This is a genomic window from uncultured Pseudosulfitobacter sp. (genome assembly GCF_963976325.1).
Taxonomy (GTDB): domain Bacteria; phylum Pseudomonadota; class Alphaproteobacteria; order Rhodobacterales; family Rhodobacteraceae; genus Pseudosulfitobacter.
Genome location: NZ_CAXBJW010000002.1, coordinates 400804 through 418536, shown reverse-complemented (window position 1 = coordinate 418536; position 17733 = coordinate 400804). Strand labels below are relative to the sequence as shown.

Here is a 17733-nt window from a genome sequence, read left to right as displayed (position 1 = left end):
GGGAACGCTGATGGCACGCGGTGGCGCCACCAAAGACCGGGAAGACGGTCCAGAACGCAAGTGCATTGCCACGGGCGAGGTTCAGCCTAAGTATGGGCTGGTCCGGTTCGTGGTGGGCCCGGACATGCAGATTTTCCCTGATATTGCGGGAAAACTGCCGGGCCGGGGCATTTATGTCGCGGCTGACCGGGATGCGATACAAAAGGCCGTGACCAAAAAGCTGTTTTCGCGTGGTGCGAAGATGCAGGTCACGGTGCAAGAAGATCTGGCAGACGAGGTGGAGCGCCAGTTGGCACGCCGCGTTGTCGACCTGATTGCCCTGTCTCGCAAGTCCGGTCGGGCCGTGGCGGGTTATGAAAAGGTGAAAACCTGGCTTCAGACCGAAGAGGCCGAAGTGTTGATCCAGGCTGTGGACGGATCGGCGCGTGGCAAGACAAAATTGAGCACTCCGCACTACGGCAGCTACATTGGCTGGCTTAGTGCGGATGAATTGGGTTTGGCTTTCGGACGTCAAACTGTGATACATGGGGCGCTCGCCTCTGGTGGACTCACGCAACGTGTTGTAGAGGAAGCCCGAAGGCTGAAGGGTTTGCGCCCAAACGCATAGATGGCAGGGGCCATCTGGAAGGATAGACGAGCTAGATGAGCGATACAGACGGTAAGAAGACATTGGGACTGCGCGGAGGCGCGCGTCCGGGGAATGTGAAACAAAGTTTCAGCCACGGGCGGACCAAGAACGTCGTCGTCGAAACCAAACGCAAACGCGTTGTGGTGCCCAAGACAGGTGCGGCCAAAGGTGGCACCAGCAACCCGTCGCTGGGTGATCCGGCGAAGCGTCCCGCAGGGATTACCGATGCGGAGATGGAACGCCGCCTGAAGGCCGTTCAGGCCGCCCGGTCGCGCGAGGTCGAAGAGGCCGCCGCACGGGAAGCGGAAGAAAAAGCACGCGCCGAAGATCGCGAGCGTCGCCGCGCCGAGCAGGAAGCCAAAGAGCAAGAAGAGCGCGAGCGCGAGGAAAGCCTGAAGGCGAAGGCCGAAGAGGAAGAGCGCAAGGCGAAAGAAGCCGCTGCTGCTGCCGCACAGGCTGCTGCTGCTCCGGCCCCCACGGACGTGGACCAACCACAGCGCGCCGCGCCGTCGCGCCCTGCGCCGCAGGATGCCAACGCCGCCCGCAAAAAAGACCGCGATGCCGACCAGCGCAATGCCCGCAACAAGGGTGCTGACGATGGCCGCCGTTCGGGCAAACTGACGCTGAACCAGGCACTGTCCGGTGGCGAAGGTGGCCGTCAGCGGTCGATGGCAGCGATGAAGCGCAAGCAAGAGCGTGCGCGTCAAAAAGCGATGGGTGGTTCGGTTGAACGTGAAAAGGTCACGCGCACCGTCAACCTGCCCGAAGCGATCGTCGTGTCCGAGCTGGCCAACCGTATGGCCGAGCGCGTGGGCGATGTCGTGAAATCGCTGATGCAAATGGGCATGATGGTGACGCAAAACCAAACCATTGACGCTGACACAGCTGAGCTGATCATCGAAGAATTCGGCCACACCGTGAACCGCGTGTCCGACGCCGACGTCGAACAGGTGATCAACGAGGTCGAAGACAAGCCCGAAGATCTGCAACCGCGTCCTCCGGTCATCACGATCATGGGCCACGTCGACCACGGCAAGACATCGCTGCTGGACGCGATCCGCAACGCCAAGGTTGTCGCGGGCGAGGCCGGTGGCATCACCCAGCACATCGGTGCCTATCAGGTGACGACCGACAGCGGTCAGCTTCTGTCGTTCCTCGACACTCCGGGCCACGCGGCGTTTACGTCGATGCGGTCGCGCGGTGCTCAGGTGACGGACATCGTGGTGCTGGTGGTCGCGGCGGATGACGCCGTGATGCCGCAGACGGTCGAGGCGATCAACCACGCCAAGGCCGCTAAGGTTCCGATGATCGTTGCGATCAACAAGATCGACAAACCGGGTGCAAACCCCGACAAAGTGCGCACCGACCTGTTGCAGCACGAAGTCATCGTCGAGAAAATGTCGGGCGAAGTGCAGGACGTGGAAGTGTCGGCCATCAATGGCGACGGTCTGGACGATCTGCTGGAAGCCATCGCGCTGCAATCCGAATTGCTGGAACTGAAAGCCAACCCAAATCGCGCCGCCCAGGGTGCCGTGATCGAGGCGCAGCTTGACGTGGGCCGCGGCCCCGTGGCCACGGTTCTGATCCAGAACGGCACATTGCGTCAGGGCGACATCTTTGTTGTGGGCGAGCAGTACGGCAAGGTCCGTGCGCTGATCAACGACAAGGGCGAGCGTATCAAGGAAGCCGGTCCTTCGGTTCCGGTCGAGGTTCTGGGCCTGAACGGCACACCCGAAGCGGGCGACGTTCTGAACGTGACATCGACCGAAGCGCAGGCGCGCGAAATCGCTGAGTATCGCGAAAAAGCCGCCAAGGACAAACGCGCTGCTGCCGGTGCCGCCACGACGCTGGAACAGCTGATGGCGAACGCCAAGGAAAACGAAAACGTCAGCGAATTGCCGATTCTGGTCAAAGCCGACGTTCAGGGTTCTGCGGAAGCGATCGTTCAGGCGATGGAAAAAATCGGCAACGACGAGGTGCGCGTGCGCGTGCTGCACTCGGGTGTTGGTGCCATCACCGAAACCGACGTGGGTCTGGCCGAAGCATCGGGCGCGCCCATCATGGGCTTTAACGTTCGTGCCAACGCCTCGGCGCGCAACACTGCCAACCAGAAGGGCGTCGAAATCCGGTATTATTCCGTGATCTACGACCTTGTTGACGACGTGAAAGCGGCCGCATCCGGCCTGCTGAGCAACGAGATCAAAGAGAACTTCATTGGCTATGCCAACATCAAGGAAGTCTTCAAGGTCACGGGCATCGGCAAGGTCGCGGGCTGTCTGGTCACCGAAGGCGTCGCCCGTCGCAGCGCCGGTGTGCGTCTGCTGCGCGACAACGTCGTGGTCCACGAGGGCACGCTGAAAACGCTGAAACGCTTCAAGGACGAAGTGTCGGACGTGCAGTCGGGTCAGGAATGCGGCATGGCGTTCGAGAACTATGATGACATCCGCGAAGGCGATGTGATCGAGATTTTCGAGCGCGAAGAAGTGACACGCACACTGGCGTGATCCTTCAGGTCAAACAAAAAAAGGGACGGCACCGCAAGGCGCCGTCCCTTTTTCTTTTCCGTGAGTTAACGTCAGGCTGCTTTGACGGGTGCGCCTGAATAAATACGACCGTCGAGATTAACACTCATACGACCGTCTGGCAGCATCCGCACAAAAGTGCCCTGTACGAATACGCAACTGCCCAACAAGATTGTTTTTAGCATATTTATCCCTCCCCAAAGACGCTCATGGCTTCATTAAGAGGCATAAATCTGAATCTGTCATGAAAAAATTACAAAACTCGAAAAAAAGGATGATTTTTTCGAAAACGATGACAAGCGCACACGAAAATTACAGCCAATCGCGCAAAATAGGGATCAAAGGCACATCTGCGGCGGGCATGGGATAGGTTTTCAGGTCATTGGGCCTGACCCATTTCAGCGCCTGATTTTCCTTGGACATCGGTGTGCCGCCCCATTTCCGGCAGGCAAACAGCGGCATCAGCAGGTGGAAATCGTCATAGCTGTGGCTGGCAAAGGTCAGCGGGGCCAGACAGCTTTGCCATGTCTCGATCCCCAGTTCCTCGTGCAATTCCCGGATCAGGGCCGCCTCGGGTGTTTCGCCCGGTTCGACCTTGCCGCCGGGAAACTCCCACAGTCCTGCCATCGACTTGCCTTCGGGACGCTGTGCCAGCAACACGCGCCCGTCCACGTCGATCAAGGCGACGGCAGAGACCAGAACAACTTTCATCTTACGACCGGTAGTCGGCGTTGATGTCGATATAGGCGTGGGTCAGGTCGCAGGTCCAGACCGTGGCCACAGCCTCGCCCAGTCCCAGATCAACGGTGATGTTGATCTCGTCACCCTTCATATGTGCGGCGGCGTCTGTTTCGGAATACTGCGGGCTGACCCAACCGTTTTCGGCCACCATCACGTCGCCAAAGCGGATGCTCAGCAGGTCGCGATCGGCAGGCGCGCTGGATTTGCCGATGGCCATGACAACACGGCCCCAGTTGGGGTCTTGTCCGGCGATGGCGGTTTTGACCAGCGGCGAATTGGCGATGGCCATGGCGTGCACCTTGGCGTTGGCGGCGGTGTCAGCGCCCGACACGGTGATTTCGACGAACTTGGTGGCCCCTTCGCCATCCCGCACGACCTGAAACGCCAGATCCTGCATCAGCCGGTGCACGGCGTCGGCAAAGGTGGCGTCGCCGGTCACGTCCACATCAGACGCACCCGTGGCGGCCATCAGCACGCTGTCCGAGGTCGAGGTGTCGCTGTCCACGGTGATGCAGTTGAACGTCAGATCGGCTGCGGTCGATACGATGGCTTGCAGGTTGTCCTGCGCGATGCGCGCGTCGGTAAAGATATAGACCAGCATCGTCGCCATGTCGGGCGCGATCATGCCCGACCCTTTGGCGATGCCGGCGATGGTGATGGTCTTGCCGTTCACCTCGACCGTTTCGACGGCCCCCTTGGGATAGGTGTCGGTCGTCATGATGGCGCGGGCGGCGTCTGCGATGCCGTCATCGCGCAGGGCGTCGTTCAGATCTGGCATTTTGGCCACCACACGATCGTGCGGCAGCGGTTCGCCAATGACGCCTGTGGACGAGGTAAAGACACGTGCCGAGGGCACACCACAGTTGATCGAAACGGCCTCGACGATCTCGTGGACGGATTCGGCCCCCTTTTTGCCGGTAAACGCATTGGCGTTGCCCGAGTTCACCAGGAACGCAGCGCCGCCGGCCTGATCACCGCCCAGCTTGGCCTGACAGTCCAGCACCGGTGCCGCGCGGGTCGACGAGCGTGTGAACACGCCCGCGATGGCCGTGCCCGGCACCAGTTTGGCCAGCATCACATCGGTGCGCCCGGCGTACCGGACGCCGGCGGCGATGGTGGCAAAAGTCACACCGTCCACCACCGGCAGATCGGGAAAGCGTTCGGGCGCCAGCGGGGAGAGTGCGATTTTGCCAGCCATGATTATTCGCCCAGTGTCACAGTGCTGAGCACCGAGGGGTCGATGCCTTCGGCGCCGTCACGGTTTACGTCGGCGTCGGCCACCAGCGCGTCAACGGCGGCGGTCACGGCTTCGGAACGGACTTGCTGCTCAAGCTCTTCGCGCACGTCTTCCAGCGCGGGGGCTTCGGCGTTGCGCACTTCGTTCAGCTTGATCACATGCCAGCCGAACTGGGTTTGCACGGGGTCGGAAATGTCGCCTGCTTCCATTGCCGCAACGGCAGTTTCAAATTCGGGGACCATGGCGCCCGCACCGAACCAACCCAGCGAGCCGCCACCGGGGCCCGACGGGCCTGTGGATTTTTCGCGGGCCGTGGCTGCGAAATCTGCGCCGCCTTTCAGCTCTTCGACGATGGCTTTGGCTTCGTCCTCGGTTTCGACCAGAATGTGGCTGGCGTTGAATTCCTTGGTGGGTTCGGCGTTGGCATAGGTCGCGTCATAGGCGGCCTGTAGCGCTTCGTCGGTCACGGCGGTGGCCAGGATCTTTTCGATGGCCTCACCAGCGATCAGCGAACGACGCTCGTTTTCCATCGACAATTCAACGCGTTTGGGCACATCGCCTTCATAGCTTTTTTCCAGCGCGGTTTGCTGGATCAACTGGTCAAGAATGCCGGGGAACAGCACTTCGTCGGGCAGTTGCTGGTATTGCTGGGGCAGGGTCGCCTTGGCGACCAGCATGTGACCCAGGGTGATTTCGGTGCCGTCAACGGTGGCGACGACAGTGGACAGGTCGGGCGTTTCATCCTGTGCGTGCAGCGGCTGCGACAAGGTCAGGGCAACCGCGACGGCGGGAAGAATGGCAAAGCGTTTCAGCATGGAATGGTCCTGTTCAGTTGTTGGCGCGTCATCTGCGGCCCCTCGTGGCCGGACGCGACATTGACACGGTTTCATGTGACCCTTACATCGCCCTATGGGCGCGGCCAGGATCGGCTTGACCCTGTATCTATGGGCTGCACGTGGCGCCGACAAGCAGATGCTGCGCAACCTGACACAAGATCGGCTGGAGAACGCATGCTCGGTATCGGAACACTTGCCAAAAAGGTCTTTGGGACCCCCAATGATCGACTGATCAAATCGGTGCGACCGCTGGTCGAACAGATCAACGCGCTGGAGCCTGAATTCGAGGCGCTGAGCGACGCGGGCCTGAAGGACAAGACCGAGGAGCTGGCCAAGCGGGCGATGGAAGGCGAAAGCCTGGACGATCTGCTGCCCGAAGCCTTTGCCAACTGCCGAGAGGCCGCCCGCCGTGCGCTGGGTTTGCGGGCATTTGACACCCAGTTGATGGGCGCGATTTTCCTGCATCGGGGCAATATTGCCGAACAAAAGACGGGCGAGGGCAAAACCCTGACCGCCAGTTTCGCCGCCTATCTGAATGCCTTGACCGGCAAGGGTGTGCACGTGGTGACCGTCAACGAATACCTGGCGCGCCGCGATGCCGAATGGATGGGCAAGGTGTTTGCCCACCTTGGTCTGACCAGCGACTGTGCCTGGGGCGGTATGGGCGAAGACAACAAGCGCGCGGCCTATGCCTGTGACGTGACCTATGCCACCAACAACGAGCTTGGGTTCGACTATCTGCGCGACAATATGAAAAGCGAGCTGAGCCAAATGGTGCAGCGCGGTCACAATTTTGCGATTGTGGACGAAGTTGACAGTATTCTGGTCGACGAAGCGCGCACGCCGCTGATTATCTCGGGGCCACTGGATGACCGGTCCGAGCTGTATCAGACCATTGATGCGGTGATTCCGCTGCTGGACGAAACCCACTATTCCGTCGACGAGAAAACCCGCAACGTGTCCTTTACCGAAGAGGGCAACGAGTTTCTGGAACAGCAATTGCTGGCGCGCGGTCTGATCGAAGAGGGCATGACCCTGTACGATCCCGAAAGCACGTCGATCGTGCACCACGTCAACCAGGGTTTGCGGGCGCACACACTGTTCCACAAAGACAAAGACTATATCGTGCGCAACGACGAGGTTGTGCTGATCGACGAATTCACCGGCCGCATGATGGCCGGTCGCCGTCTGTCCGAAGGTCTGCACCAGGCCATCGAGGCCAAGGAAGGCGTCAAGATCCAGCCCGAGAACGTGACGCTGGCCAGCGTGACATTCCAGAACTATTTCCGGCTGTACGACAAGCTGGCGGGCATGACCGGCACGGCATTGACCGAAGCCGAGGAATTCAGCGAAATCTACGGTCTGGGCGTGATCGAAGTGCCCACCAACCGGCCCATCGCCCGCGTTGACGAAGACGACCGCGTTTATCGCACCGCCGCCGAGAAATACGCGGCGATGATCGACGAGATCAAGGAAGCCCACGAAAAAGGCCAGCCTGTGCTGGTCGGCACCACGTCGATTGAAAAATCCGAGATGTTCGCGGCGATCCTGACCGAAAAGGGCATTCCGCATAACGTCCTGAACGCGCGCCAGCACGAACAGGAAGCGCAGATTATCGCGGACGCGGGCAAATTCGGCGCAGTGACCATTGCGACCAACATGGCCGGTCGCGGCACCGACATCCAGTTGGGCGGCAACGTCGATCTGAAGGTCCTTGAGGCGCTGACCGCCGATCCCGATGCCGACCCCGAAGCGATCCGCGCGCGGATCGAGGCCGAGCACGAGGAAGAAAAGCAAAAAGTGCTGGCGGCGGGCGGTCTGTTCGTTCTGGCATCGGAACGCCACGAAAGCCGCCGCATCGACAACCAGCTGCGTGGCCGTTCGGGCCGTCAGGGTGACCCCGGGCGCACGTCGTTCTATCTGTCGCTCGAAGACGACCTGATGCGCATTTTCGGCTCGGACCGTTTGGACAAGGTTCTGAAAACCCTGGGCATGGAAGAGGGCGAGGCGATCATTCACCCGTGGGTGAACAAATCGCTGGAACGCGCGCAGGCCAAGGTCGAAGGCCGCAACTTTGACATGCGCAAGCAGTTGCTGAAATTCGATGACGTGATGAACGACCAGCGTAAGGTTGTGTTCAGCCAGCGCCGCGACATCATGGAAGCCGAGGATCTGTCGGAAATCGCGTCTGACATGCGCGAACAGGTGATCGACGATCTGATCGACCAGTACATGCCCCAAGGGACCTATGCCGATCAGTGGAACACCGAAGGGCTGTATGCCGCTGTGATCGAAAACCTGGGCATCGACGTGCCGGTGATGGCATGGGCCGAAGAGGATGGCGTGGACGACGAACAGGTCCGCGAACGTCTGATCGAAGCCACCGACAAACTGATGGTGGAAAAGGCCGAAGTGTTCGGCCCCGAGAACATGCGGATGATCGAAAAGCAGGTCTTGCTGCAAGCCATCGACGGCAAGTGGCGCGAACACCTGCTGACGCTGGACCACCTGCGGTCGGTCGTTGGGTTCCGCGGCTATGCGCAGCGCGATCCGCTGAACGAATACAAGAACGAAGCCTTCCAGTTGTTCGAGGTGATGCTGGATTCGCTGCGTGAAGACGTGACGCAAAAACTGGCGCAGATCCGTCCCATGACCGAGGAAGAGCGCGCCGAGATGCTGGAACAAGCGGCGGCCCAACAGGCCGAGTTGCAGCAGGCCGCCAAGGATTCGCGCGATGCACAAACGCCCGCGCCATCCGCCGAAGCGGTTGCGACCGGCTTTGACGAAAACGATCCGACCACATGGGGCAACCCGGGCCGGAACGAGGCGTGCCCTTGCGGGTCGGGCAAGAAGTTCAAGCATTGCCACGGCACGCTAAGCTAAAACGCATTGTCGCGCGGCGCGACACAATCGCGCCGCATTGCCCCCAAATAGGGCCATAACTTGGCCCCGTTTATTTGCGATCTTTGATTCTGACCCAATTTTCAGAGGGCAAGGATCAATGGCGTATTACAAACAGATTGCGACGGCTGGCGGCACACTTGTGTGTGCGGTTGGTATCGGATTCATCATGCAAAACAGCGACACCGCCGAAAGCCGTTATGGCGCGGCCAAGGCGGTTCAGGCGCCGGTTGCGGTGCAGGCTCCGGTCGATACCGCGGCCTTGGATGGTCCGGTGCTGGACGTGCACGACATCATTCTGACGTCGGCGCTGGATCAGGATGCGCCGGACGCAGGCCGCCGCGACACGGTGGTGGCCCTGGGGCCTGTTGATACGCTGGTTTCTCCCGATACCTCTGACGTGGCGCCCGGCCAGTCGTGCAGCGTGACGGCCGTGGCAAAGCCATCGGGCCTTGGGCTGGTTGATCTGACAGTCATCGCGCCCTGCTTTGCCAATGAACGCCTGACCGTGCACCACAGCGGCATGCGGTTCACCGAAACCACCGATGCCACCGGCGCGCTGGACCTGTCCATGCCGGTGTTGGCGGACCCTGCGGTGATTGTTGTGGCGTTTGCCAATGGCGACGGGGCCGTGGCGCAAACCGATGTGCCCAGCCTGAACCAGTTTGACCGTGCCGTCCTGCAATGGAAAGGCGACGCCGGTTTCCAGATCCATGCGCGGGAGTTCGGGGCGGACTATGGCACCCAAGGGGACATCTGGGCCGAATCCCCCGGCGATCCGGTGCAGGCCATCAGCGGCGAGGGCGGCTTTCTGATGCGGCTGGGCGACCAGACGGCGTCGGATGCGATGGTGGCCGACATTTACACCTACCCCTCGGGCGCATCCCGCCAAGCGGGCGTGGTTGACCTGAGCGCCGAGATCGAAGTCAGCCTGTTCAACTGCGGTCTGGACATCGAAGCGCAGTCGCTGGAAGTGCGCGATGGCGACATCACCACCCGCAATCTGGACCTGACCATGCCGGGTTGTGACACCATCGGCAGCTTTCTGGTATTGAACAATTTGATCCAAGACCTGAAAGTCGCGCAAAAGTAATTCGCGTCAGGGGTTTCACCATGGTTTTGAAACGTGCGGCGGCTTTCGCCGCACTTTTCCTTTTTGGCTTCACGGTTCCGGCGCTGGCGCAGGATGTCACGCTGACATCGCGCGACGGCGGGATTGAGCTGAGCGGGACGCTGTTGGGATTCGACGGCGAGTTCTACAGGCTTGAAACCGACTATGGCGAGCTGACCGTCGACAGTTCCGGCGTGCTGTGCGACGGACCGGCCTGTCCGAACCTGCAAGACTACGTGGCCGACCTGTCTGTGTCCGGCTCGACGACCATGGGCGCGGTTTTGATGCCCGCGCTGGTCGAGGGGTTTGCCCAACGCGCCGGTTACGAAGCCGTGCGCGAGGCCGTGGACGACACCCGTTTTCGCTATCTTCTGACCAACACCGAAACCGGCAAACTGGCGGCGCGGTTTCATTTCCGGGTGACCACCACGGACGAGGGATTTGCCGACCTTCTGGCCAACGAGGCCGACATCGTTATGGCCCTGCGCGAGATACGACCCGGCGAGCGGCAGCGCGCGCGCGAGGCGGGGATGGGCGATATGACCGGCCTGCACCGCAGCCGCGTTCTGGCGCTGGATGCGGTTGTGCCGGTGGTGGCCCCGGGCAATCCGGTGCGCAGCATTTCGCCGCAGGATCTGGCACGCGTGTTTTCGGGGCAGGTGACGAACTGGCAAGAGCTGGGCGGCGTCGATGCGCCGATTTCTCTGCATCTGCCGCAAGCTGCAACAGGTCTGGGGCAGGCGGTGGCCGATCAGGTGATGCAGCCCGTGCGGCTGGAGATTGCAGAAAGCGTGGTGCGGCATCCGCTGGGCACAGCGCTGTCGGCGGCGGTGATGGACGACCCGTTTGCCATTGGTATCGCCAGCTATGCCGAGGTGGGGAATACGGTGCCGCTGGTGCTGACCGGCGACTGCGGCTTTGCGCTTGAGGCCGGGCGGCGCACGATCAAGACCGAAGATTATCCGCTGACCGCGCCGATGTTCCTGTATCTGCCCGCACGCCGTCTGCCCCAGATTGCGCGTGAGTTTCTGGCCTTTACCCGCGGCCCGACGGCACAGGTGGTGATCCGCCGCGCCGGTTTTGTCGATCAGTCCCCCGAAGAGGTGTCGATTGATATGCAAGGCAACCGTTTTGCCAACGCCATCAGCACCGCAGGCCCCGAGATTTCGCTGGACGAGCTGCAACGCATGGTGCGCACGCTGGACGGTATGGCGCGGCTGACCACGTCGTTCCGGTTCGAGGCAGGGTCGATCCGGCTGGACGCGCAATCGCGCAGCAACGTGCAGCAACTTGCCCGTGCGATGGAGGTCGGCACCTATGACGCGCGCCGTATCCTGTTCGTGGGCTTCAGCGATGGCGACGGCCCGTCAGCGGCCAACCGCAACATCGCCCTGCGTCGCGCAGATGCGGTGCGCCGTGCGATCACCGAGGCGGCCCAGACCGAGGACACCAAACGCGTAACGCTGGACGTAGATGCCTTTGGCGAGGCGCTGCCGATGGCCTGCGACGACAGCGCGTGGGGCAGGCAGGCGAATCGCCGGGTCGAGGTCTGGGTGCGTTAAAGATACCCCTCTGACTTAAAGCTAAGCTCGCGGGATTTGCCCACGATCAGATGGTCGTGCAGCGACAGGCCCAATGCAACGCAGGCTGCCTCGATCTGCTGGGTCATGGAGATGTCCGACTGGCTGGGGGTCGGGTCGCCTGACGGGTGGTTGTGTACCAATATCAGCGCCGAGGCGTTCAGCTCCAGTGCCCGCTTGGCCACCTCGCGCGGGTAAACGGGCACGTGATCCACGGTGCCCTTGGCCTGTTCCTCGTCTGCGATCAGGACGTTCTTGCGATCCAGATACAGCACGCGGAACTGTTCGGTCTCGCGGTGCGCCATTGTGGTGTGGCAGTAATCCACCAGCGCATCCCAGCTTGAAATGGCGTGTTGGTTCAGCACCTTGGCGCGGGCCATCCGGTGCGCTGCCGCCTCGACGATCTTCAACTCGACGATCACCGCATCCCCTACGCCGCTGACCTCGCGCAGGCGGGGTTCGGGGGCGGTGATGACGCGGTTAAAGTCACCGAATTTTTGCAACAGATCATAGGCCAACGGCTTCACGTCGCGGCGCGGGATGGCGCGGAACAGGACCAGTTCCAGCAGTTCGTAATCGGGCATCGCCTGCGCGCCGCCTGCCATGAACCGCGCCCGCAGACGCGCACGGTGGTCGACAATATACGACGGGCGCGGCCCGGCGGGCAGGGACACGGGCGTCGCTTCGTCAAAGTCGAAGGGCAGGGGTTGTTCGGCAAAACTGGACATGCCGCCAGCTTGCGGTGTCGTTGGTTACCACGGGGTTAACGTGTCAGGAGGGACGCTGCCCCGACACCACGATGCTGGGCATTGGCATATGAAATTCGTCGCCGACGCGGAACGCTTGCGCACGGGCGTCGATTTCGGCGCGCACGGTGGCCTGCACCTGTTCGGATTGCCGCTGCATGATCAGCGGAATGCGCACGCCGAATTGCATGAAAAAGTCGTAAAAGCTGTCGGCGCCGGTGCGCAGCACGTTCGGCACGTGGGCCGTGGCGGTATCGGTAAATCCCGCATCCTCCAGCACCGATTTGGCATGGTCGGGCTGCGACAGGTCGAACGCATTGGGCGCGGGGCTGGCCAGTGTCATATCGGCATGGGCGGCGATCACATCATAGATCATCTTGTAGCATTCCGACCGGTCCGGCCCGCACCACTGGCTGAACGCAAACCGCCCGCCGGGGCGCAGCACGCGAAACGCTTCGGCGATGGATTTGCGCGGGTCGGTCACGTGAAACAGCACGATATTGGCCGCCACGATGTCAAAGCTGTGGTCGGGGAAATCCAGCGCCTCGATGTCGCCTGTCTTGAATTCGCTTCCGGGATAGCGCGTGTGCGCGGCGTCGATCATCGCGGGTGCGTTGTCTACGCCCACACAGGACGCCCCCAGCGCCATCGCGGCCCCTGCGGCATAACCGGGGCCACAGCCCGCATCCAGCATGCGCGCACCGGGGTACAGGCGCACAGCGGCCAGCAGGGTGGGGATGGTCTGAACCGTGGCAAGCGCCGTTGCCTTACCATAGCCGCCCGCACGCTGCGACCAGCCGTTGATTTCGTCCTGCCGGAATTCGGAATAGTCCATCTGCGCCCCCGTAAACTTTGTGCGGGTATAACACGCCCCACCAGATGTGCGAGGGCTGCGCGGCGGGGGATCGCCCGCCGCGCAAGTCTTAGCCTTTCATCGAATCCCAGAAGGATTTGACAGACGAGAAAAAGCTGCTGGATTCGGGGTTGTTCTCTTCCGAGAGGTCTTCGAATTCGCGCAGCAGTTCCTTTTGGCGGCTGGTCAGGTTCACCGGCGTTTCCACCGCCAGTTCGATGAACATATCGCCCGGACCACCGCCGCGCAGGGCGGGCATGCCCTTGGCGCGCAGGCGCATCTGGCGGCCCGATTGCGACCCTGCGGGGATCTGCACGCGGCCACGGCCACCGTCGATGGTCGGCACTTCGATGCTGCCACCCAGGGCGGCGGTTCCCATGCTGACCGGCACGCGGCAATACAGGTTGTTGCCGTCGCGTTCGAACAGTTTGTGTTCGGTCACCTCGATAAAGATGTACAGATCGCCGGTTGGCCCGCCGCGCATGCCGGCCTCGCCTTCGCCGGCCAGACGGATGCGGGTGCCGGTTTCGACGCCGGCGGGGATGTTCACCGACAACGCGCGGTCTTTTTCCACGCGGCCGGCGCCCTGACAGGCGCTACAGGGGTTCTTGATGATCTGGCCCAGGCCCGAGCAGGTCGGGCAGGTGCGTTCTACGGTGAAAAAGCCCTGCTGTGCGCGGACCTTGCCCATGCCGGAACAGGTCGGACAGGTCGTGGGTTCGGCGCCGTTTTCGGCACCCGATCCGTTACAGACCGAGCACGAGACCGCGGTGGGCACGTTGATCGTTTTTTGCAGGCCGGCATAGGCGTCTTCCAGCGACACCCGCAGGTTATAGCGCAGGTCCGAGCCGCGCGCGGCACGGCGTCCGCCGCCGCGCTGGCCGCCCATGAAGTCGCCAAACAGATCGTCGAAGACATCGGAGAAAGCCGATCCGAAATCGCCCTGACCGCCGCCGCCAAAGCCGCCGCCGGGTCGTCCGCCGCCGCCCATGCCGCCTTCGAATGCGGCGTGGCCGTAGCGGTCATAGGCCGCTTTTTTGTCGGCGTCCTTAAGCACTTCGTAGGCTTCGTTGGCCTCTTTGAACTGTGCTTCGGCCTTGGGGTTGTCGGCGTTGCGGTCGGGGTGCAGTTCTTTGGCTTTGGTGCGGTAGCCTTTTTTGATCTCGTCTGCTGACGCGCCTTTTGCGACCCCAAGGACCTCGTAATAGTCACGTTTTGCCATGTGTCATGTCCTTGTCTGGAACGTCGAGGGCCGGCCCGGAGATCGGACCGGCCCTCTGAGTGGTTCCGTACGAATGCTTAAGCGCGCTTGTCGTCGTCGAGATCTTCGAACTCGGCGTCAACGATGTCGTCATCGTCGCCGCGTGGCTCGTCGGCGGCGTGCGGTGCATCGTCACCTTGGTCTTGTGCCGCTTTGTAGATCGCTTCGCCCAGTTTCATGGCCGCTTCGGTCACGTTCTGGATGCCCGATTTGATCTTGTCGACGTTGTCTGTTTCCAGCTCGTCTTTCAACGCGGCGATGGCCAGTTCGATCGCTTCGACCGTGGTCGGATCGACCTTGTCCGAATGCTCTTCCACCGACTTCTCGGTCGAGTGGATCAGGCTTTCGGCCTGGTTCTTCGCTTCGATCAGGCTGCGGCGCTCTTTGTCCGCCTCGGCGTTCTCTTCGGCATCCTTGACCATTTTCTCGATGTCGTCATCGGACAGACCGCCCGACGCCTGGATCGTGATCTTCTGCTCTTTGCCGGTGCCCTTGTCCAAGGCGCCAACCGACACGATGCCGTTGGCGTCGATGTCGAAGGTCACTTCGATCTGGGGCATACCGCGCGGAGCAGGCGGGATGTTTTCAAGGTTGAAGGCGCCGAGGATCTTGTTGTCGGCAGCCATTTCACGCTCACCCTGGAACACCCGGATGGTCACGGCGTTCTGGTTGTCTTCGGCGGTCGAGAACACCTGCGACTTTTTCGTCGGGATCGTGGTGTTGCGGTCGATCAGGCGGGTGAACACGCCACCCAGTGTTTCGATACCCAAGCTCAGCGGTGTCACGTCCAGCAGAACCACGTCCTTGACGTCGCCTTGCAGAACACCGGCCTGAATGGCGGCGCCCAGGGCCACGACTTCGTCAGGGTTCACACCCTTGTGCGGCTCTTTGCCAAAGAACTTGGTCACTTCTTCGATGACGCGCGGCATACGGGTCATACCGCCGACCAACACGACTTCGTCGATGTCGGATGCGGACAGGCCCGCGTCTTTCAACGCAGCGGCGCAGGGTTTCATCGACGCCTTGATCAGGTCGCTGACCAGCGATTCCAGCTTGGCACGGGTCAGTTTCATGACCATGTGCAGCGGCTGGCCGTTCGACCCCATCGAGATAAACGGCTGGTTGATCTCGGTTTGCGAGGACGAGGACAGTTCGATCTTGGCTTTTTCGGCAGCTTCTTTCAGACGCTGCAACGCCATCTTGTCCTGTGTCAGGTCGACGTTGTGTTCTTTTTTGAACTCGCCCGCCAGATAGTTGACGATGCGCATGTCAAAGTCTTCACCACCCAGGAAGGTGTCGCCGTTGGTCGATTTCACTTCGAACAGACCGTCGTCGATTTCCAGAATGGTCACGTCGAATGTACCGCCGCCAAGGTCATAGACCGCGATGGTTTGCGTGTTCTCTTTGTCCAGACCATAAGCCAGCGCGGCGGCTGTCGGTTCGTTGATGATCCGCAGCACTTCCAGACCGGCGATCTTGCCTGCGTCCTTAGTGGCCTGACGCTGGGCGTCGTTGAAGTATGCCGGAACGGTGATGACCGCCTGGGTCACTTCCTCACCAAGATAGCTCTCGGCGGTTTCTTTCATCTTGCCCAGAATAAAGGCCGAGATCTGGCTGGGCGAATATTTCTCGCCTTTGGCCTGAACCCATGCGTCGCCGTTGCCGCCGTCGATGACGGTGAACGGCAGGTTCTTTTTGTCCTTGGCCAGATCCGCGTCGTCATTGCGACGGCCGATCAGGCGCTTGACGCCAAAGATTGTGTTGTCGGGGTTGGTCACGGCCTGCCGTTTGGCGGGCTGGCCGACCAGACGCTCGTCGTCTGTGAACGCAACGATGGATGGTGTTGTGCGTGCGCCTTCGGCGTTTTCGATGACGCGCGGTTGGCTGCCATCCATGATGGCGATGCAGCTGTTTGTTGTTCCAAGGTCAATACCAATGACTTTAGCCATATTTTCGATCCCTTTTTCTACTCAAGGCGATGACACGAGACGTGGGCCCGTTTCGGCACCCAAGCCCCGAATGATATGTCACGAAGCGGAGTGCCCCGTGCGGTTCGATGGGTATATAAGGAGGGTAAAAGCACCCTGCAACCGCTGTTGCGGGGGCTTTAAGGCGAATTTTCATGGTTTGATGCGGATATGACCAAATTGATCCTGCGGGATGTCGAAATTCACAAAGATTTTCTGGATCGCGCCGCGCAGGCCGATCTGCTGGAGGCCGTGCGCGGTGTTGCGGCCCAGGCGCCGTTGTTCCGGCCCGACACGCCTTATGGCAAACCGATGTCGGTGCGCATGACCTCGGCGGGGCGCTATGGCTGGTTTTCGGACCGCAGCGGTTACCGTTATGCGGACCGGCATCCGTCCGGGGTGGCATGGCCGCCGGTGCCCGATGCGGTTCTGGCGATCTGGGACAGGCTGACCGGACTGGAACGGCGGCCCGATTGCTGCCTGATCAACTATTACGGCGAAGGCGCGCGGATGGGATTGCATCAGGATCGGGACGAGGCGGACTTTGCCTGGCCCGTCGTATCGGTGTCGCTGGGCGATCCGGGGTTGTTTCGGGTCGGCAACCAAACACGCGGCGGCAAGACCGAATCGGTCTGGCTGGACAGTGGCGACGTTGTGGTGCTGGGCGGGCCGGCGCGGCTGGTGTACCACGGGGTTGACCGGATCAAGTTCGGCGCAGGCACGTTGTTGCCCAAGGGCGGGCGGATCAACCTGACGCTGCGGGTGGTGGATTAAGGGGCGAGCGAACAGCAGCCGGTCAGATAGCGCGGGCCGTCATTTCCGGTCAGCACCAGTCCGATGGACAGGCCATAGGCACGGTCAGACATGCCGTCGGAACAGGCCCGGGCATCTATCGTGGCGACCATCTGGCCGCCGGGGCCATTGCCCAGAACCGCGATGCTGTTGGTCGTGTTGGGTGATGACAGTTCGACCATGTGCCGGTAAGGCTGCGATCCGGTCTCGGGGTCGCGGAACACATGGGTGGCGTCCAGCGACAGGCTCCAGAACGGCTCTGTCCCGCCGCATTCGGCGTGCAACGGGCCGCTTGGCGCACCGCTGCGTTGTAAAAACCGGATTGCGGCCCAGCCCGCGGTTTCACCCACGTTGACCAGACCCCATTTGCCGTCGTCGGACAGGGCCATCACCTCGACGCCCGCTTCGTTGTGCAGAAGCGTACCGATGATGCGGCTTTGCACGGTGGGCTGTGCGCGCACGTTCAGCACATCGTCGTCAGCCACGTCGATCACGTGGTAAAGCGCCGGAAGGTCAAAGGCCCAACTGGCCTGCGCGCCCCAACACAGCAATGCCACT

13 protein-coding genes and 1 pseudogene are annotated in these 17733 nt (G+C 61.5%); 6 read left to right on the top strand and 8 right to left on the bottom strand.

Annotation, left to right across the window (positions count from 1 at the left end; translation table 11 throughout):
• The first annotated feature begins 10 nt into the window (after positions 1-10).
• Positions 11-633 (top strand): annotated as a pseudogene (locus tag AAC077_RS09235) (RNA-binding protein).
• A gap of 9 nt (positions 634-642) precedes the next feature.
• On the top strand, positions 643-3132 hold the full coding sequence (infB, locus tag AAC077_RS09230; protein ID WP_339768775.1) for a translation initiation factor IF-2: 2490 nt from the start codon (positions 643-645) through the stop codon (positions 3130-3132).
• Between the two features lie 330 nt (positions 3133-3462).
• On the opposite strand, the gene AAC077_RS09225 is transcribed toward infB, so the two are convergent.
• Genes AAC077_RS09225 through AAC077_RS09215 form a run of 3 tightly spaced genes read right to left on the bottom strand, consistent with a single transcriptional unit; the run spans position 3463 to position 5943 of the window.
• A complete protein-coding gene (locus AAC077_RS09225) occupies positions 3463-3861 on the bottom strand; it encodes a (deoxy)nucleoside triphosphate pyrophosphohydrolase (RefSeq protein ID WP_037922473.1) in 399 nt (132 codons plus the stop codon).
• Between the two features lies 1 nt (position 3862).
• A complete protein-coding gene (argJ, locus tag AAC077_RS09220) occupies positions 3863-5089 on the bottom strand; it encodes a bifunctional glutamate N-acetyltransferase/amino-acid acetyltransferase ArgJ (RefSeq protein ID WP_339768772.1) in 1227 nt (408 codons plus the stop codon).
• A gap of 2 nt (positions 5090-5091) precedes the next feature.
• The gene (locus AAC077_RS09215) at positions 5092-5943 is read right to left on the bottom strand and encodes a peptidylprolyl isomerase (protein ID WP_339768770.1); all 852 of its coding nucleotides are present in this window, start codon (positions 5941-5943) and stop codon (positions 5092-5094) included.
• A 195-nt stretch (positions 5944-6138) separates the two neighbouring features.
• Between AAC077_RS09215 and secA the strand changes: the two genes are divergently transcribed.
• The 3 genes from secA (at position 6139) to AAC077_RS09200 (ending at position 11538) form a co-directional block, all read left to right on the top strand.
• Positions 6139-8847: a preprotein translocase subunit SecA gene (gene secA / locus AAC077_RS09210; protein WP_339768768.1), complete on the top strand. Its 2709-nt coding sequence runs from the start codon at positions 6139-6141 to the stop codon at positions 8845-8847.
• A gap of 118 nt (positions 8848-8965) precedes the next feature.
• Complete coding sequence (locus AAC077_RS09205; RefSeq protein ID WP_339768766.1) at positions 8966-9958, top strand: hypothetical protein; 993 nt, start codon at positions 8966-8968, stop codon at positions 9956-9958.
• A 20-nt stretch (positions 9959-9978) separates the two neighbouring features.
• Positions 9979-11538 carry a phosphate ABC transporter substrate-binding/OmpA family protein gene (locus AAC077_RS09200; protein ID WP_339768764.1) on the top strand — a complete coding sequence of 520 codons (1560 nt, stop codon included), beginning with the start codon at positions 9979-9981 and terminating at the stop codon, positions 11536-11538.
• Here the strand turns inward: AAC077_RS09200 and radC are convergent.
• The 4 genes from radC to dnaK form a co-directional block, all read right to left on the bottom strand.
• Positions 11535-12284 carry a DNA repair protein RadC gene (radC, locus tag AAC077_RS09195; protein WP_339768762.1) on the bottom strand — a complete coding sequence of 250 codons (750 nt, stop codon included), beginning with the start codon at positions 12282-12284 and terminating at the stop codon, positions 11535-11537. The genes AAC077_RS09200 and radC overlap by 4 nt on opposite strands.
• 43 nt (positions 12285-12327) lie before the next feature.
• Positions 12328-13137, bottom strand: coding sequence for a class I SAM-dependent methyltransferase (locus tag AAC077_RS09190; protein WP_339768761.1), 810 nt, complete (start codon positions 13135-13137; stop codon positions 12328-12330).
• An 88-nt stretch (positions 13138-13225) separates the two neighbouring features.
• Positions 13226-14377 (bottom strand): molecular chaperone DnaJ, encoded by a 1152-nt coding sequence (gene dnaJ / locus AAC077_RS09185; protein ID WP_339768759.1) that lies wholly within the window; start codon positions 14375-14377, stop codon positions 13226-13228.
• A gap of 77 nt (positions 14378-14454) precedes the next feature.
• Complete coding sequence (dnaK, locus tag AAC077_RS09180; RefSeq protein WP_339768757.1) at positions 14455-16365, bottom strand: molecular chaperone DnaK; 1911 nt, start codon at positions 16363-16365, stop codon at positions 14455-14457.
• Positions 16366-16554: 189 nt separating this feature from the next.
• Between dnaK and AAC077_RS09175 the strand changes: the two genes are divergently transcribed.
• Positions 16555-17157, top strand: coding sequence for an alpha-ketoglutarate-dependent dioxygenase AlkB (locus AAC077_RS09175; RefSeq protein ID WP_339768755.1), 603 nt, complete (start codon positions 16555-16557; stop codon positions 17155-17157).
• Here the strand turns inward: AAC077_RS09175 and AAC077_RS09170 are convergent.
• On the bottom strand, positions 17154-17732 hold the full coding sequence (locus AAC077_RS09170) for an SH3 domain-containing protein (RefSeq protein ID WP_339768754.1): 579 nt from the start codon (positions 17730-17732) through the stop codon (positions 17154-17156). The genes AAC077_RS09175 and AAC077_RS09170 overlap by 4 nt on opposite strands.
• Between the last annotated feature and the right edge of the window lies 1 nt (position 17733).

Excerpts from the sequence above, each read along its gene's own strand:
- AAC077_RS09205 (WP_339768766.1), top strand. The coding sequence starts at position 8,966 with ATGGCGTATTACAAACAGATTGCGACGGCTGGCGGCACACTTGTGTGT.
- argJ (WP_339768772.1), bottom strand. The coding sequence starts at position 5,089 with ATGGCTGGCAAAATCGCACTCTCCCCGCTGGCGCCCGAACGCTTTCCC.
- secA (WP_339768768.1), top strand. The coding sequence starts at position 6,139 with ATGCTCGGTATCGGAACACTTGCCAAAAAGGTCTTTGGGACCCCCAAT.
- AAC077_RS09175 (WP_339768755.1), top strand. The coding sequence starts at position 16,555 with ATGACCAAATTGATCCTGCGGGATGTCGAAATTCACAAAGATTTTCTG.
- dnaJ (WP_339768759.1), bottom strand. The coding sequence starts at position 14,377 with ATGGCAAAACGTGACTATTACGAGGTCCTTGGGGTCGCAAAAGGCGCG.
- AAC077_RS09225 (WP_037922473.1), bottom strand. The coding sequence starts at position 3,861 with ATGAAAGTTGTTCTGGTCTCTGCCGTCGCCTTGATCGACGTGGACGGG.
- AAC077_RS09215 (WP_339768770.1), bottom strand. The coding sequence starts at position 5,943 with ATGCTGAAACGCTTTGCCATTCTTCCCGCCGTCGCGGTTGCCCTGACC.
- AAC077_RS09190 (WP_339768761.1), bottom strand. The coding sequence starts at position 13,137 with ATGGACTATTCCGAATTCCGGCAGGACGAAATCAACGGCTGGTCGCAG.
- AAC077_RS09200 (WP_339768764.1), top strand. The coding sequence starts at position 9,979 with ATGGTTTTGAAACGTGCGGCGGCTTTCGCCGCACTTTTCCTTTTTGGC.
- infB (WP_339768775.1), top strand. The coding sequence starts at position 643 with ATGAGCGATACAGACGGTAAGAAGACATTGGGACTGCGCGGAGGCGCG.
- radC (WP_339768762.1), bottom strand. The coding sequence starts at position 12,284 with ATGTCCAGTTTTGCCGAACAACCCCTGCCCTTCGACTTTGACGAAGCG.
- dnaK (WP_339768757.1), bottom strand. The coding sequence starts at position 16,365 with ATGGCTAAAGTCATTGGTATTGACCTTGGAACAACAAACAGCTGCATC.